This is a genomic window from Rhodococcus sp. W8901 (assembly GCF_013348805.1).
Taxonomy (GTDB): domain Bacteria; phylum Actinomycetota; class Actinomycetes; order Mycobacteriales; family Mycobacteriaceae; genus Prescottella.
The window spans coordinates 5,419,085-5,433,863 of the sequence record NZ_CP054690.1 but is presented as its reverse complement, the minus strand read 5'-3'; the positions used below and the strand labels follow the sequence as shown (position 1 = coordinate 5,433,863).

At 68.3% G+C, this 14,779-nt stretch carries 15 protein-coding genes; 4 read left to right on the top strand and 11 right to left on the bottom strand.

The features are described from left to right. Positions 1 to 32: 32 nt before the first annotated feature. Entirely contained in the window at positions 33 to 890 is an 858-nt protein-coding gene (locus HUN07_RS25305) for a LysR family transcriptional regulator (protein WP_174913928.1), read from the top strand. Between the two features lies 1 nt (position 891). Here the strand turns inward: HUN07_RS25305 and HUN07_RS25300 are convergent, their stop codons facing one another. After that, positions 892 to 2,523, bottom strand: coding sequence for an FAD-dependent monooxygenase (locus tag HUN07_RS25300; protein WP_174913925.1), 1,632 nt, complete (start codon positions 2,521 to 2,523; stop codon positions 892 to 894). Between the two features lie 32 nt (positions 2,524 to 2,555). Continuing rightward, positions 2,556 to 3,518 carry an MBL fold metallo-hydrolase gene (locus HUN07_RS25295; protein WP_114723949.1) on the bottom strand — a complete coding sequence of 321 codons (963 nt, stop codon included), beginning with the start codon at positions 3,516 to 3,518 and terminating at the stop codon, positions 2,556 to 2,558. Between the two features lie 126 nt (positions 3,519 to 3,644). Here HUN07_RS25295 and HUN07_RS25290 point away from each other — a divergent pair, with 126 nt between their 5' ends. The 3 genes from HUN07_RS25290 (at position 3,645) to HUN07_RS25280 (ending at position 6,198) form a co-directional block, all read left to right on the top strand. Continuing rightward, positions 3,645 to 4,211 (top strand): MarR family winged helix-turn-helix transcriptional regulator, encoded by a 567-nt coding sequence (locus HUN07_RS25290; RefSeq protein WP_114723948.1) that lies wholly within the window; start codon positions 3,645 to 3,647, stop codon positions 4,209 to 4,211. A gap of 134 nt (positions 4,212 to 4,345) precedes the next feature. Then, complete coding sequence (locus HUN07_RS25285) at positions 4,346 to 4,687, top strand: DUF485 domain-containing protein (RefSeq protein WP_114723947.1); 342 nt, start codon at positions 4,346 to 4,348, stop codon at positions 4,685 to 4,687. Between the two features lie 2 nt (positions 4,688 to 4,689). Further along, positions 4,690 to 6,198, top strand: coding sequence for a solute symporter family protein (locus HUN07_RS25280; protein WP_114723946.1), 1,509 nt, complete (start codon positions 4,690 to 4,692; stop codon positions 6,196 to 6,198). Positions 6,199 to 6,408: 210 nt separating this feature from the next. On the opposite strand, the gene HUN07_RS25275 is transcribed toward HUN07_RS25280, so the two are convergent. The 9 genes from HUN07_RS25275 to HUN07_RS25235 form a co-directional block, all read right to left on the bottom strand. Continuing rightward, positions 6,409 to 6,645, bottom strand: a complete 237-nt coding sequence (locus tag HUN07_RS25275) for a hypothetical protein (protein ID WP_174913922.1) — start codon at positions 6,643 to 6,645, stop codon at positions 6,409 to 6,411. A 148-nt stretch (positions 6,646 to 6,793) separates the two neighbouring features. Then, the gene (locus HUN07_RS25270) at positions 6,794 to 7,999 is read right to left on the bottom strand and encodes an enhanced intracellular survival protein Eis (protein ID WP_174913919.1); all 1,206 of its coding nucleotides are present in this window, start codon (positions 7,997 to 7,999) and stop codon (positions 6,794 to 6,796) included. 44 nt (positions 8,000 to 8,043) lie between these two features. Further along, positions 8,044 to 8,775, bottom strand: coding sequence for a polyprenol monophosphomannose synthase (locus HUN07_RS25265; protein WP_114723944.1), 732 nt, complete (start codon positions 8,773 to 8,775; stop codon positions 8,044 to 8,046). A 94-nt stretch (positions 8,776 to 8,869) separates the two neighbouring features. Next, positions 8,870 to 9,277, bottom strand: a complete 408-nt coding sequence (locus tag HUN07_RS25260) for a VOC family protein (protein ID WP_174913917.1) — start codon at positions 9,275 to 9,277, stop codon at positions 8,870 to 8,872. Between the two features lie 70 nt (positions 9,278 to 9,347). Continuing rightward, entirely contained in the window at positions 9,348 to 10,571 is a 1,224-nt protein-coding gene (locus tag HUN07_RS25255) for a DUF418 domain-containing protein (protein ID WP_174913914.1), read from the bottom strand. Further along, complete coding sequence (locus HUN07_RS25250; RefSeq protein ID WP_254622677.1) at positions 10,568 to 11,209, bottom strand: TetR/AcrR family transcriptional regulator; 642 nt, start codon at positions 11,207 to 11,209, stop codon at positions 10,568 to 10,570. The genes HUN07_RS25255 and HUN07_RS25250 overlap by 4 nt, the downstream gene beginning before the upstream one ends. A 102-nt stretch (positions 11,210 to 11,311) precedes the next feature. Then, on the bottom strand, positions 11,312 to 12,265 hold the full coding sequence (locus HUN07_RS25245; protein WP_174913911.1) for a tyrosine-protein phosphatase: 954 nt from the start codon (positions 12,263 to 12,265) through the stop codon (positions 11,312 to 11,314). 27 nt (positions 12,266 to 12,292) lie between these two features. After that, positions 12,293 to 13,453, bottom strand: a complete 1,161-nt coding sequence (locus HUN07_RS25240; protein WP_174913908.1) for a hypothetical protein — start codon at positions 13,451 to 13,453, stop codon at positions 12,293 to 12,295. Continuing rightward, a complete protein-coding gene (locus HUN07_RS25235) occupies positions 13,453 to 14,640 on the bottom strand; it encodes a phosphotransferase family protein (protein WP_174913905.1) in 1,188 nt (395 codons plus the stop codon). Before HUN07_RS25235 ends, HUN07_RS25240 begins: the two co-directional genes overlap by 1 nt. Positions 14,641 to 14,779 lie beyond the last annotated feature (139 nt).

The window sequence follows — 14,779 nt, the reverse complement described above, 5'->3', positions numbered from 1 at the left end:
TGCCGTTTCGACGGTATCTATGCTCGTTGGTTATGAATGTCGAGCTGCGGCATCTGCGGGCACTGATCGCGGTGATCGATGCCGGCACCTTCACGGCCGCCGCCGATCGGCTGAACATCACCCAACCCGCGTTGACCCGAACGATCCAGCAACTGGAAGCGACGCTCGGAACCCGATTGCTGGAGCGGACGTCGCGGTCGATGGCGCCGACCGAGGACGGGCGGGCGTTCGCGGAACGTATTCGCCACGTCCTGGGCGACCTGGATGCCGCGATCGCGTCCGCGCAGGCCAATCGGACGGTGCGACTCGGATTCAGCTGGCTGCTTCCGGACCCGTGGGCACACGACACGATCGCCGCCTGCGAGGAACGCTCCGGCGCGCGAGTGTTGTTGCAGCGGTGCGACGATCCGCTGGCCGCGCTACGTGACGGCGTCGTCGATGCTGCGGTGATGCGCGGCGACGTCGCCGGCGGGCTGCTGGCCGTCCACCACCTGTTCTCGGAGCCACGCGTTGCCGCCGTCAGCGCCCGCTCACCCCTCGCGGAGCGGGACACGGTCACGTGGGCCGAGTTGGGAACGCACCCACTGGTGGTCAACACCCTGACCGGGACGACCCGCGCCGAGTCCTGGACGGAACCCGACCCGCGTCGAGAGATCGTGACCTGCACCAACTTCGACGAGTGGCTGGAACTGGTCGCCGCCGATCGAGGGGTGGGGGCGGTGCCGATCGCCGCCCGACGCCGCGTGCACCACCACAACGTACGGTTCGTCGACATCGCCGACGCCGCACCGACCGCGGTGAGCCTCGTCTACGTCGCCTCCCGCGTGACTCCGCTGGTGCGGGTCCTGCGGGACTGCGCGCTGGCCGAGGCCCACCGCGTCCGGCGGTGAGTCAGCCGACCTGTCGCTCGCCGGCGGTCACCTCGGCGCCCACCGCCCGGCGCAGGGCGGCCGCCAGGGCCGGGCGGTCACTGCCGTCGACGACGGCCGCGATGTGCGCGTCCGGGCGCACGATCCACACGTCGTTCGCACCGGCTTTCGTTGCCGCCGTGAGCAGCCCGGTGGTGTCGATGTCCCTCAGGGCGTGGATCCGGATTGGGGAGTGGGTGGCGGTGAGGGCGGCCTCCCGGACCGCCGTCGGATCGACGTCGGCTCCGTGCAGCAGCAGGACACCGTGTCGGGCGATCTCCCGCAGGCGTGCGCAACTCTGGCCGCGCACGGTCACCGGGACGTCGGGTACCAGGACGCCGGGCACCGGGTCCGGCGCGACGCCGCGGGCCGGGCGTCCGGCGAAGGGGCGCCGGGGATCCGGAGTGGTCAACGGGGAGTCGACGTACCAGAACGGCTCCGCCAGTCGACCGGAGTCCACCTCGGCCCGGGCCTGTGGATCGGCGACCGCGGCCTCGAGCACCGACAGGCGGCGGGCGTGCTGTTCGTCGGTCTGCGGCACCAGGAAGTCCATCGTCGCCGACGTGACCGCGAGGTTCTCGGCCGCCGCGGCGCGGCGTTCCAGGTCGTACGTCTCGAGCAGTGCCGGATCGGCCCAGCCGCGCAGCACGAACGCGAGCTTCCACGCCGCGTTCTCGGCATCGCCGACACCCGAATTGAGTCCCCGCGCGCCGAACGGCGACACGATGTGGGCGCAGTCGCCCGCCAGCAGCACCCGGCCCACCTGCATGCGGTCGGCGAGGCGGGCGTGGAAGCGGTACACCGACTTCCACACGATCCGGTACGGGGTGTCGCCGATGATCTGTCGGATCCGGTCGTTCAGCGCGCCGCTCTCGGCCTCGGCGTCGAGGTCGTAGTCGCCGGGAACCTGCCAGTCGATGCGGAAGGTGGAGTCGGGGCACGGGTGGATCAGCACCTGCCGACCCGGATTCCACTCCGGATCGAAGTAGAAGCGCCGCTCGTTGGCCCAGCCCGGGATGTCGGCCTGGATGTCGCAGATGAGGAACTTGTCATCGAACGACCGGCCGGGGAACCCGACGCCGAGTTGCCGGCGCAGTTCGCTGCTGCGGGATCCGGTGGCGAGCACCGCGTAGTCGGCCGCGACCGTCACCGGGCCGGACTCGGTGGCGCACCCGAGCCGGACCTCGGATCCGTCCTGCTCGATCTGCTCGACCGGATGCCCCCACCGCACGTCGATGAGCGGTTGCCGCGCGATGGCCGCGTCGAGGAGTTCCTCGGTGCGGGCCTGCGAGACGTTGACGAAAGGCGGGAACGGCGACTGCCCATGGTCCACGAACTGCTGCGCGAACAGTTCGTGTTCGCGGTGGAAGGTGCGCGCGGTGTCCCACGTGACGCCCTCCGCGGCGATCTGCTCGCCGACGCCGATCGCGGCCCACACCTCGAGCACGTCGCGCTGCTGGCAGATCGCCTTGGAGCCGATCGGGTCCCGCTCGGCGCGGCCGTCGAGCAGGACGACGCGCACGCCCCAGCGGGCCAGCAGCAGTGCCGTGGTCTGGCCCACCGGTCCGTTGCCGATCACGGCCACGGTGCCGGTGTGAATGTGGTTGACGCCCATCGAAAGATCCTCCTGTTACCGCTGTATCCGGCTCAGCCCTGCAGCTGGGCCCAGACCTCGCGGTCGCGGTCCGCGGTCCAGATGACGGGGCGTTCGATGCCCGACAGTTCGTCCCACACGCGCGAGACGTCGAACGGCAGGCAGTGCTCGAAGATCGGCCAGTGCCCGTACTGCTCGAACAGGGCGGCGTGGGTGGCCTCGAACGCCTCCTTGAGGGTGCCGCCGCGCTGCTGCACGGCGCCGACCTCGGCGAGCATGACGTCGAGGAAGTGGCGAGTCTGCTCGATCGCGGCGTCGACCTCGTCCCGGCCGCGGCTGACGGCGCCGCGACCGCCGATCAGCGCCTCGGCGCCGAGGGCCTTGATCCCGTCGAGAGTGCCGGTGGCCCAATCGCGGTGGAAGGCGTCGCCGGTGTAGAGCGCGGCCTGGGCCTCCACGAGGTCACCGGCGAAGAGGATCTTCTGCTTCGGCAGCCATGCCACGATGTCGCCCTCGGTGTGGCCGCGGCCGAGGTACTGGAGAACCAGTTCACCACGGTCGCCACCGAGATCGATGGTGAGCCGGTCCGAGAACGTCATGGTGGGCCAGGTGAGGCCGGGCACCGACTCGGCGCCCTTGGCCAGGCGCGGCATGCGGCCGAACTCCGACGCCCAATCCTCCTGGCCGCGTTCGGCAATCAGCTTGTGGGTGTTCTCGTGCGCGACGATGATCTCGGCGTCGAACGCGGATGCGCCCAGGACGCGGACGGCGTGGTAGTGGGAGAGCACCAGGTACCGGACGGGCTTGTCGGTGTGCTGGCGCAGCTTGGCGAGCCAATCCTGTGCGGCGACGGGCGTCGCGAGGGCTTCGAAGCACACGACGAAGTCCTCGCCCTCGATCGCGCCGAGGTTGGGGTCGCCCTCCGCGGTGAGTGCGTACACGCCGTCGGCGAGCACTTCGAGGGTCTGCTCCTTCTCGCCGAGGTCGGCAGAGGAGGCGAAGGACAGTGCGGACATGGGGTCACCTCGAATAGTAAAAGCTTTGACTGAATATCTGGACAAGGTAAGCGGTGTCACACGCAATATGCAAGCCTTTGACCAAAGTTTCGGGGAAACGGCAGGTGCGGGCTCTACCCTGGCGGCATGACCGACGCGGAACGCGAGGGCGGCGACGGCCGCGCGACCCCTGAGAATGTGGACGATCTGGACTTCCTGTCCTTCGTGGATTTCGCCGTGCGCAAGACGACGCGGGCGATGCCGACGGTCGATCCGATCTCGATGAAGCTGGTCCTCGAGCTGACCCGGGTGGCCAGCGCACTGGTCTACGACCTCGAATCCACCGTCCACCGGCCGGGCGGCTGGAGTTGGCCGGGGTTCCGGGTGCTGTTCGTGCTCTGGCTCGCCGGTCCGAGCGAGGCCAAGCGGGTCGCGAAGCTGTCGGGTATGAGTCGGGCTGCGGTGTCGGCGCTGGTCAACACCCTCGAGCGGGACGGGTACGTCATTCGCCGGCGTTCCGAGGTCGATCGACGCGCGGTCGAGTTGAGCCTGACCGACGCCGGACTCGACGCGATCACCACGACGTACGCCGACCACAACCGGCGCGAGCAGGTCTGGGCGGACGCGCTGACGAAGCCGGAGCGGATGGTCCTGATCGGCCTGCTCGAGAAGCTGGCGACGGCGTCATCGGTGGAGATCCACACCCGGGATTGACCGGACCGATCGGTCGATTTCCGGCGATTTCACGCCGGGTCCTTGCGTCTTGTGAGCACCCTCACTTACGGTATGCCGACACTCAGTGATCAAAGGATTGATCACATACTCCGTTCATACCCTCGAGGTGACCCATGTCGATTGGTCTGTCCCCGGCCGATGCCGCGCCCCCAGACTCCCCTCCCGTCGATCCCGCACTCGACGCGATCCTCGATGTCGCGCGCCGTCGTCGCCGCGTTTCCCTCGGGTCGGCGGCCGTCCTGCTGACCGTGTTCATGGGCTACATCGCCCTCACGACGTCGACCACCGTCCTGTCCGGCCGCTGGGGCGGCCTCGGCGTCGCGTACTGGGTGGGCTTCGCCATCTTCGCGGGCATCCTCGTCGTCGCGCAGATCTACGTCCGCTGGGCGCGTCGGATGGACGCGATCATCGACACTCACCTCGCATCACTCGATGACACGAAGGATGGTGAGTGACAATGGGTTTGAGCATCGCTATCGTCGTCGCGATCATCGGTGTCACGCTCGCGATCACGTATCTGGCCGCCAAGCGCAACACCTCCACCGACTCCCACTACGTGGCCGAGGGGCAGGTGGGGCCGATCGGTAACGGTCTCGCCATCTCCGGTGACTACGTCTCCGCGGCGTCGTTCCTCGGCATCACCGGCCTGATCGGGCTGGCGGGCTTCAACGGCTTCTACCTCGCGACGGCCGTGCCGTTGGCGTACCTGCTGGTGCTGCTGATCATCGCCGAGCCGCTGCGCAACCTGGGCCGCTTCACGCTCGCCGACGCCGTCGCCGCCCGATTCTCCGGGCGTGGGCTGCGCGCGTGCCTGGCCGTCACCACCATCGTCATCTCGGCGATGTACATGGTGATCCAGTTCGTCGGCGCCGGCCTGCTGGTGCAGGCCCTGCTCGGCATCAAGTTCTGGGTCGCGGTGGTGGTGCTGGGCCTGCTCATGGTGGTGTACACGATGTTCGGCGGGATGCTGGCCACCACGTGGGTGCAGGTCCTCAAGACCGGCCTGCTGCTCGGCGGCACCGCGCTGATCCTGTTCCTGGTGCTGATGCGGTACGGCCCCAGTCCGCTGCACGTGGTCGACGCGCTCCCGGATGCCATGGTCTCGTCGCACGAGCAGAGCACGACCAAGACCTTCGACATCATCTCGCAGCAGCTCGCGCTCGCCCTGGGCGTCATGGGTCTGCCGCACGTGATGGTCCGCTTCCTCACGGTCAAGGACGCGAAGGCCGCCCGCAAGTCCGGAGTGGTGGCGCTGTGGATCTTCAGCGCGTTCTACGTCGTCCTGCCGTTCATCGGGTACGGCGCGCTGCGTGCGCTGGGCTCCGAGGAGATCGTGAAGGCGCACCCGCAGGGCAATCTCGCGGTGGTGCAGTTGGCCCGCGAGCTGGGCGGACCGGTGCTCGAGGCGGTCATCATCGGCATCACGCTCGCGACGATTCTCGCGGTGCTCGCCGGCGTCGCGATTGCGACCTCCGGTGCCTTCGCGCACGATCTCTACACGCACGTCATCAAGAACGGGAAGGCCTCGGCCGAAAAGCAATTGAAGGTCGCACGCATGTCGCTGCTCGGCATCGCGATCGTCGCGATGTTCCTCGCGCTCGGCGCCAAGGGCTTCAACCTCGGCTTCCTCGCGAACGTCGCGTTCGCGGTCGCGGCCAGCACCAGTCTGCCGGTGCTGCTGCTGAGCATCTACTGGAAGGGCTTCAACCGGGTGGGCGCCACGTGGGCGCTCGTCGGCGGGTTGATCGTCAGCCTCGGCCTGGTTGCGATCAGCCCGAACATCCTCGGACCGACCGGGCTGATCCACGGGGTCGACCCGATCTTCCCGCTCACCATCCCGGCGCTGGTGTCGGTGCCGGCCGGGTTCCTGCTCGCCTACGTGGGCTCGCTGGTGGGACGGTCGAAGCCCGACGCCGCCGGCACGGACTTCGCCGAGATCGAGCGGCGGGCGCTCATCGGGCGCTGACCCGACACGAATCCCGAGCATCACAACGACGATCCGGCCGCTCGCTCGCGGCCGGATCGTCGTGCTGGTTGCGTCGGCCCCCTCGGCACGGGACGGACCACCGGCGTCGACCCTCGTTGACGCGCCAGGGCGCGGTCGCTGGACCTGAACGTGTCTGTGTATCAATCACAATTCGAGGAGTCGGTTGTGATCGATTCAAGGGCTCGTGTGCTACACCACGATGTGCCCGACGCGACGCTCCACCTCTTCGACACCGGTCATTTCGCCCTCGAAACCCACCTGTCCCAGATCGCCCCGCTCATCGAGGGTGCGCAGATCGCCATCGGGCTCGGTGATCTCGAGGAGGATCGGGGACGTTCCGTCCGCGCCCACGGGGGTGGGTGTGAACGCGAGACACACTGCGCCGGCGAATCCGGCTGCTGCCATGGAGTTTCGGAACAGACTCATGTGAATCCCCTTCGTGTCGACGATATGTGGGGCCAGCTGTGCGAGGTTCCCGACCAGACTGACGACCGGTCGGCATCATGCGAGCCGAACGAGCGCCGACGCGGAGAGATTCACCCGTAACGGGTGAGCCGTGGTGGTCGCGGCGGACTCAGAATCCCCAGCCGAGGACCGCCGCGCGATCGGCCCCGAATGCCAGGTCCAGCAGTGCCAGATCGCGCTCGGAAGCGGCGGTGATGCGGTGCGCCGCCGCGAGTCCCCGCGCCCGGTGCGCGCCCAGGTACAGGCTGCCGAGCGCGTCCAGGTCCATCGAGATGCGCGGCGCCGCGTCGGTGCGGCGGCATTGGGCCCGGCCGTCCCGGACGGTCAGTGCGAACACGCCGCCGCAGTCCAGATAGGGATCGCGGACGTCGAGCACCGTGTCGAGGTCCACCTGGTACGAGCGGGCCTCGAGCGCGGCCGGAACGTCCATGATGCGCAGCCACAGGTCGTCCGCGAGGCGGGTGGTGCGGGGCAGGCGGTAGTCGGTGAGCATCAGTCGCAGCGCGTCGTCGGGGTGCTGGGTGACCTCGATGCGCTTCATCAGGTCCAGCCCGCACAGCGCGCGCCACAGTGCCGCGTGCGCGTCCGCGGTGACCGCGACCAGCTCCTCCACGGCTGCCACCATGTCGTCGTCGCTGCCGCGCCGACGGAACATCGCGTAGCCGTCCGGGTGGGTCAGGTAGAACAGCGCCGATCCGCCGTCGCGGTACACCTCGGGGTCGGCGAAGGTGTAGTCCCACTGGGCCTGCGGCCGGTTCTGCGCACCGGGCGTGATCCGCCGCCAGCGCTCGTAGATGTCGGGCAGGCGTTCGGCGGCCGTCTGCGCGTCCGTCAGCGTCACACCGCCCGGGTCGGGGGCGTCGGCACGGAACGCGGCGAACCGCCGGTCGATCGTGACGTCGGCGGCCACCGTGGCCGGTCCGTAGCCGAAGCGGCCGTAGATCCCGGCGTCGCTGGCGGTGAGCGCGGCGAGCGGGGTCCCGGTGGCCGCGATGTTGCGGTGCAGGTGCTCGAACAGCGCCCGCAGGACACCGCGACGACGGTGCGTCGGCGCCACCGACACCCACGTGACGCCGCGCGCCGGCACCTGGGCGCCGCCCGGCACGGTGAACTCCAGCGGCAGATCCATCGCCAACCCGATCGGGGTGCCGTTGTCGGTCGCGACGACGACGTCCTCGGTCCGCGTCAGCGCGCGGGTGAGGGTGCGGTCCGGATCGGTCGGGTGGTAGCCGAACGCCACCGCGTCCAGCAGTTCGAGGGCCGGCCAGTCCTGGTCGGTGGCCGTGCGGACGGTGATCGCGGAGTCGAGCGTCATACCTGCGATGGTGGCAGATCCGGGCCGGGAAGGCCCGTGATTTTTCAGCGCTTGCCGAACCGCAGCTTCCACGGCACCAGTGCCGACTCGAGCTGCACGGCCAGGCTCATCTTCGACACGCCCTCGATGCGCTCCTCGAAACGGATCGGCACCTCGGCGATCTTCATGCCGCGGCTGGTGGTCCGGTAGTTCATCTCCACCTGGAAGGCGTAACCGTTGCTCTGGACTCCCGCGACGTCGATCGCTTCGAGGGTGCGGGCGTGCCACGCCTTGAACCCGGCGGTCGCGTCCTTCACGCCCAGTCGCAGGATCGCGTTCACGTAGAAGTTGGCCCACGCCGACAGCGCCTTGCGGTGCCACGGCCAGTCGCTCGCGACCGCACCCCCCGCCACGTATCGCGAACCGAGCACGACGGCCGCATCGGTGGTGGTCAGGGTGCGGATCATCGTGGGTATGACCTCTGCCGGGTGCGACAGGTCGGCGTCCATCTGGACGACGATGTCGGCGCCCTCGGCGAGCGCCCGGGTCATGCCGGCGACGTAGGCGCGGCCCAGGCCGTCCTTCTCGGTGCGATGCAGCACCCCGATGGGGAACGGCGAGTCGATCGCGAGCTTCTCGGCGACCTCACCGGTGCCGTCGGGGGAGTTGTCGTCGACGACCAGCAGGTGCAGGTTCGGGACCTCCAACGCCGCCAACCGCTCGACGATCTTCGGGAGGTTGTCGCGTTCGTTGTATGTGGGTACAACGACCGTCGTCTTCGGTGAACTGCTGTCCATGGTGCCTTCCTGATGATCACGGAGTCGTCTTCGGCAAAGGCGAGTCTGGTCATGAAAGGAGGCGATGGCAACTCACCTGGACTTTTGTTGCAGGTCAGCCCTGCGGTTCCGTGATGTTGACCATCCAGGAGACGCCGAAGCGGTCCGCGCAGGCGCCGAACACGTCGCCCCACATCTGCTTCTCGAGGGGAACCTGGACCGTCCCGGACCCCGACAGCGCGTCCCAGTAGCCGCGCAGTTCGTCGGCGTCGTCGCCGCTGAGGCTCACCGCCATGTCGGTGCCGGCCTTGTACTCCATGCCGGGCGGGGTGTCGGCTCCCATGATCGTGAAGCCACTGCCGGTCTCGAGCATGGCGTGCATGATCTTGTCGTTGTCACCCGGCGCGCCGAACTCGCCGAAGGTGCTCATGTCCAGCGTGCCGCCGAACACGCTCTTGTAGAACTCCATCGCCTCGCGCGCGTTGCCGGCGAAGCTGATGTAGGGGTTGAGTCGAGAGGTCACGGGATGCTCCTGGGGTCGTCGCGGATACTGCCGATCGATGACGCGGGAACTGCTCTTCGTGGCTTCGACGCTACCGCCGATCATTCGGTGACGGGGTCGTTCGAGGAGAGCGCCACGGCGGGACGGCCGCGAGTGTCGCGGCCCGCAGCGCCCACTCCGCCGGGCCGTACGGGTGCGCACGCAGCCACAGTCGGCTGACGATCATCTGGGCGGCGAACACGATCGGCACGACGGCGATCACCGCCGCCGGCGGAAGCCGATCGACCAAGCCGAAGCCGTAGCCGGTGAACAGCACACCCAGTGTGAGCGACTGCAGCAGGTAGTTGGTGAGCGCCATCCTGCCCATCGGGGCCAATGCCGTCTCGACGCGCCCACCGAAAGACGTCCGGAACAGCAGGATCGCGGCCACCACGTACGCGGCGGTGAGTGCCGGCGCCGTCAGCTGCCCGAATCCGAACGCCACCGTCTCGAGCCCACCGCCCGGTGCGTAGGCGGCCGCGAGTGCGTACGCTCCGGCACCGATCAGTCCGAAGGGGAGTCCGAAGCGCAGGACCCGATCGGCGGCGGAGCGGTATCGCTCCGGGCTCGCGAACATCCGTACGCGACCGGCCGCGAAGCCGAAGAAGAACATCGCCATCGCGCTCGGCGCCTGCAGCACAGCGAGTGCGCCGAGGGTGTCCGTGAGATGCCCCGAATGGAACCCGAGCGTCGCGGCCGCGTCGCCCTGGAACGCCGCGAGCTTCCCGGCCGCGTCACCCGCGGCCGAACCGGTGATCTCGCCCGCAGCCAGTTGCGCGAGGCCGAGGAGCATCCAGACGGCGGACGACCCGACGATCAGCGCCGCGCCGAGCCGGAGTGCGGTCGACGGGGATATGTTCCGGCACGCCAGCAGCACGAGCCCCAGCACGGCGTAGGTCGAGAGGATCTCGCCGTAGTAGAGGAACGCGCCGTGGAGGAGCCCGATGACCAGTAGCCCCGTCTGCCGCCGCAGCATCCGCGGCACGAACTCACGCCCCGCACGCTCGGCGGCGGCCATCTGCAGGGTGAAGCTGTACCCGAACAAGAAGGAGAACAGCAGGTAGAACTTGGTCTCGAACAGCAGCGACACCACGAACCGCACGGCGTGATCGAGCCCGCTGTCGAAGCCGGGGTTCGTCTCCGTCGATGCGTAGTACGGGTCGGCGAAGGCCCAGACGTTCACGGCCAGGATGCCGAGCAGGGCGAACCCGCGCAGCGCGTCGACGTTCTGCAGACGTCGGGCATGCTCCGGGGCCCGCGACGTCGTGCCGGTCACGACGCCGCCCCTCGGAGGAGTTGTGTGACGATGCGCCGAAGCACCGCGGACTGTGTCTCCGGCTGGAAGTCGGGATCGGCCGCGACGCGGGCGAACATGCCGTCGACGAGCGCTGCGATCCAGGTCGACGCATCCTCGGCTGTGAGGTCGGTGTCGAGTTGTCCCGCGTCGTCGGCACGTTCCAACAGATCCTCGAGCGCCTTCCGGAAACTCAGGTCGTTGGCCTTGAACAGCACCGCCACATCGTCGTCTCGGTGGGCGAGCGCCGAGATTTCCAGCGCCAAACCGGAGTACGTGGAATCCGCGGCAAGACGGCAGACGTCATCGAGCAAGAGCAGCAGCGCACCGAACGGATCGTCCGAAGCGCCGAGTTCCGCAACCGCCGACGCGGTCTCGGTGCCGTCGCGCTCGATCAGCGCCAGCAACACCGCCTGCTTGGTCGGAAAGTAGTGGAAGAGGTTTCCGGAGCTCATGCCCGCGAGCGCGCAGATGTCGGCGGTGCGGGTGGCGTGATAGCCGCGCTCGGCGAAGCACCGGGCCGCGGCGTCGAGCAGTTCGGTCCGTTTGGCCCGCCGTGCGGCCTCGTCGACGGTTCGCATGCTTGCTCCCGGGTCGAAATTAATAAATTGAGTAGTCACTTAATTAATAACGGAGGCGTGAGTCGGTGGCAAGTGGGAAACGAAAGAACCCGGACGGTCCTGGTCGGGGACAGGACCGTCCGGGTGTATTGCGGGCAGTCGTCAGAAGACGAGCTTGCGCGCAAGCTTTGCGATGGTCATCTGCTCGAGACCGAGCCCATCGGCGAGATAGGAGACCGGGCCGCCGTAGTCGGCGCGCATCTGCTCGAATCCGGCTTCGAGGTAGCTCCGATCGACGGCCAGGACGGGTTCGAGGTTGAGCGCGGCCTGCTCGCCGAGGGCGCCCCGGATCTGGGCGAGCGTCGCCGTGTTCGACTCGGCCAGGTACTCGTTGCTGAGCAGGTAGTCGTCGAAGATGGCCTGCTCGGGAACCCCCGAGATGCTCAGGAGGAGCGCGGCGATCCAGCCGGTGCGGTCCTTGCCGGCACTGCAGTGGAAGAGCACCGGGCCGTCACTCTCGGCGATCTGCGTCAGCAACTGCTTGAAGCCCTCGCGCCGCGCAGGATCGGTGACGAAGCTGCGGTTGGCGTCCTCCATGAACTGCCGGCCCTGCTCGGGCGACTGGATCGTCTGCGCGAGCGTGATCAGGTCCCCGAACTCGACGGGGATGTGTGTGTAATCGGCACCCGCCGGAATCTTGTCGGGGCCGCCGACCATCGGATTGGAGATCTCGGACTGACCGCGGAGGTCGTAGATGTGCGTGACGTTCAGCGACGACAGGGTCGCGAGATCTTCTTCGCTGGCGGACGAGAGTGCGTTGGCGCGGTAGAGCACGCCACGCTTGAGGTGGCGACCGGCGAGGGCCTCGTAGCCGCCACCCTCGTTTCCGGCGACATCCCGGAAGTTGGGAACCGATGCGAGGCGCGGCGTCGGAGCCAGGTGGACGTCGGACGACGCCGTCCCGAGCGATCCGAGGGCGCCCTCGGGAATCGGCAGCTGGCCCAGATCCAGTGCCGAGGCGATCGTGTTGCCGGAGAGGAACAGTCCTCCGGCGAGGAGCAGTGCCGTGGCGGACCGGGCGGTCCGCGTGCGTAACCGGCTGGAACCAACCTTCATCTCGTGTTCCTTTCGTGGTGGGGTGTATCAGGGGGCGCCGTCGCCGGCGCCGGTGAAGCCGTAGCGGTCACAGGGTCCGATGACCGCCACCTCGAAAAGTCCGGAGCCCACAATGGTCTCGCCGTTCTCGCTCAGTGTGAACCGGGACAGATTGTCGACCGGGCAGAACATCTTCTTCCACGGCTCGATGTCGGCAACCTTCTCGTGCAGGCCCTGGACGACGAGTTCGCCCTGCCACATGCCATGGCGCCAGTCCTGTTCGAGTCCGTAGCCGGTGCCCACGCCGAGGTAGTGGGGGAGTACCGGTTCGCAAGCGACGGTGAGGATCTCGTCGGGCTTTCCGTATCCACCGGGGCGGTGGAACTCGAGGGTGCCCGCGGCGATCTCGCGACCTCCCGAGATGAAGGTCAGGTCGTGCTCGGGACGACCGAGCCACTCGGGTTCGCGGGTGCGATCCCTCCACACGCGGGTGGCGTCCTGGATGATGCGGCGGCCCTGCCGGTCCTCCTGCATGATCGCGACGATCGAGAAGTCGTCGAACTGCATGATCGCGTAGATCCAGAAGAAGTTCTGATCGCCCGCGAGGGACGGGTCCGCGCGACGTCCCGGCGGCTCGGCCTCACCGACCGGACGGACACCCCACGACCGGTCGCGGTTGCCTCGCCACGTGTCGGGGGTGACCGGAATCGTCTCGCCGTCGACGGTGAGAGTGCCACTCCACGTGCCGGTCTGGACGAACCGCTGCGTGTCGAACGTGACCCGTTCGAGCTGGCGGTGGAAGTGTCGCGCCTCCAACGCGGCCGGCACGTCGGACTCGAAGACGAGGTCGAACGACAGGTCCGGCGCCTCCGCGGTGGGTTCGAGGACGACGCGCAGCCGGTGCAGACCCTTGAGCACCTCGATGCGCAGCGGTCCGACCGTGACGTCCATACGATCGGAGCCGAGTGCCTTCGATGCGCGGGTGACGATGTGGTCGTTGCCGCGGCGGAGCACCGCGAAGCCGTCCGTGACACCGAGATTGGGGTACTGGCCCAGCCCGATGATGAGGAACAGCGGTTCGCCGTCGTAGTCGAGGCCGGGATGACAGTTGAAGTAGTAGCGGTCGTAGAAGTTGCGGTCGGAGGTGCCGACGTGGCGGATCGGCTCGGCGATCTGGTGCACCGGGTAGTCGTCCATGGGGGAGAGCATCAGGCGACCCCCTGCCCGTTCACGCGGTCCCAGTAGGTGCCGTCGAGCATCTCCTCGACGGTCTTGCGGTGCAGGATCATGTCGTTCGGGTCCTCCGGTGCCGGGGCTTGTCCGAATGCGACCGCGCGGCTCTGCACCCGGAACATGATGATGGCGTGCCGCAGTGCGGCGTACAGCGTGTAGAAATCGAGGTCTGCGGCCTCGTGGCCGCTGATCTCCCGATACTTCGCGACGACGTCCTCGCGGCGCAGGAAGCCGGGCAGGCCGGGAAGTCCTGCGACGCCCGCGAGGTCCTCGAAGAACCGGTGCTGGAAGATCATCCAACCGAGATCGATCTCCCGAGGCCCGAGGGCAGCCATCTCCCAGTCGAGCACGGCCGCCGGCTCGAAGTCGCGGTAGATGACGTTGCCGACACGCGAGTCACCCCAGCACAGCACGGCCGGTCCCGTGACCGAGGGCCAGTGGGCGTCGAGCCAGTCCAGGGCGCGCTCGATGAGTGGCACCCGCGGGCCGGATTCGACGACCCACTCGTAGTAGCGCCGCTGCCCGTCTACGTGGGCGCGCAGCGCGGCGTCGGCGGTGACGGCGCCGGAACCGAGATCGTCGCGCAGGCTCGGAAAGAGCTGGGCGGGTTCGGGAATGGCGTGGAGGTCGGCGAGCACGCGCACCGATGCATCCTGAAGGCGGCGACGGTCCTCGTCTGATCCCTCGGACACCCACGACCCGAAGTTGTACGGCATCACGTCCGGCGGCACCAGGCCGTCGACGCGCTCCATCACGAAGAACTCGCCGCCGAGTGCCTCGGGGGAGGGTTCGGACCAGTACACGCGCGGCACGGGGACCGGCGAGTGTTCGCCGACGGTCTTGATCACGTCGAACTGCTGGGCGATGTTGTACGACGGGAAGATCGGGACCCCGGTCGGGGCGGGGGCGATGCGCGCCACCAGGTAGTGGTGACGCTGTTGCCCGTCCTCGTTCCACAGGGCGTCGAAGAGAACCGTCTCGTTCGACATTCCGTTCGCGGCCGGCACCTGTACGTCGGTGACCTGTGGATCGGCGTCTGCGGGCAGCTTGGTGCGCAGCCACTTCTGCAGGCGAGAGCCCAGTTCGGCAGGATCAGTGCGGGACTGACCGGGCCTGGCGACCTCGGAGAAATCCTGGTCCTGTGTCGTGTTCTCGGAACTCATGACGTCCCTTCGACGTCGGGAGGCGCGCGACGCCTCGCATGCGTGAATTCGTGCGGTCCAACTGGTGCAGCGGGTACGGCAGGAAGAGCGGGTAGGTCGACGGCCCCGGTGTGTCGGCGGGGCGGGAAAAGCTCTAGCC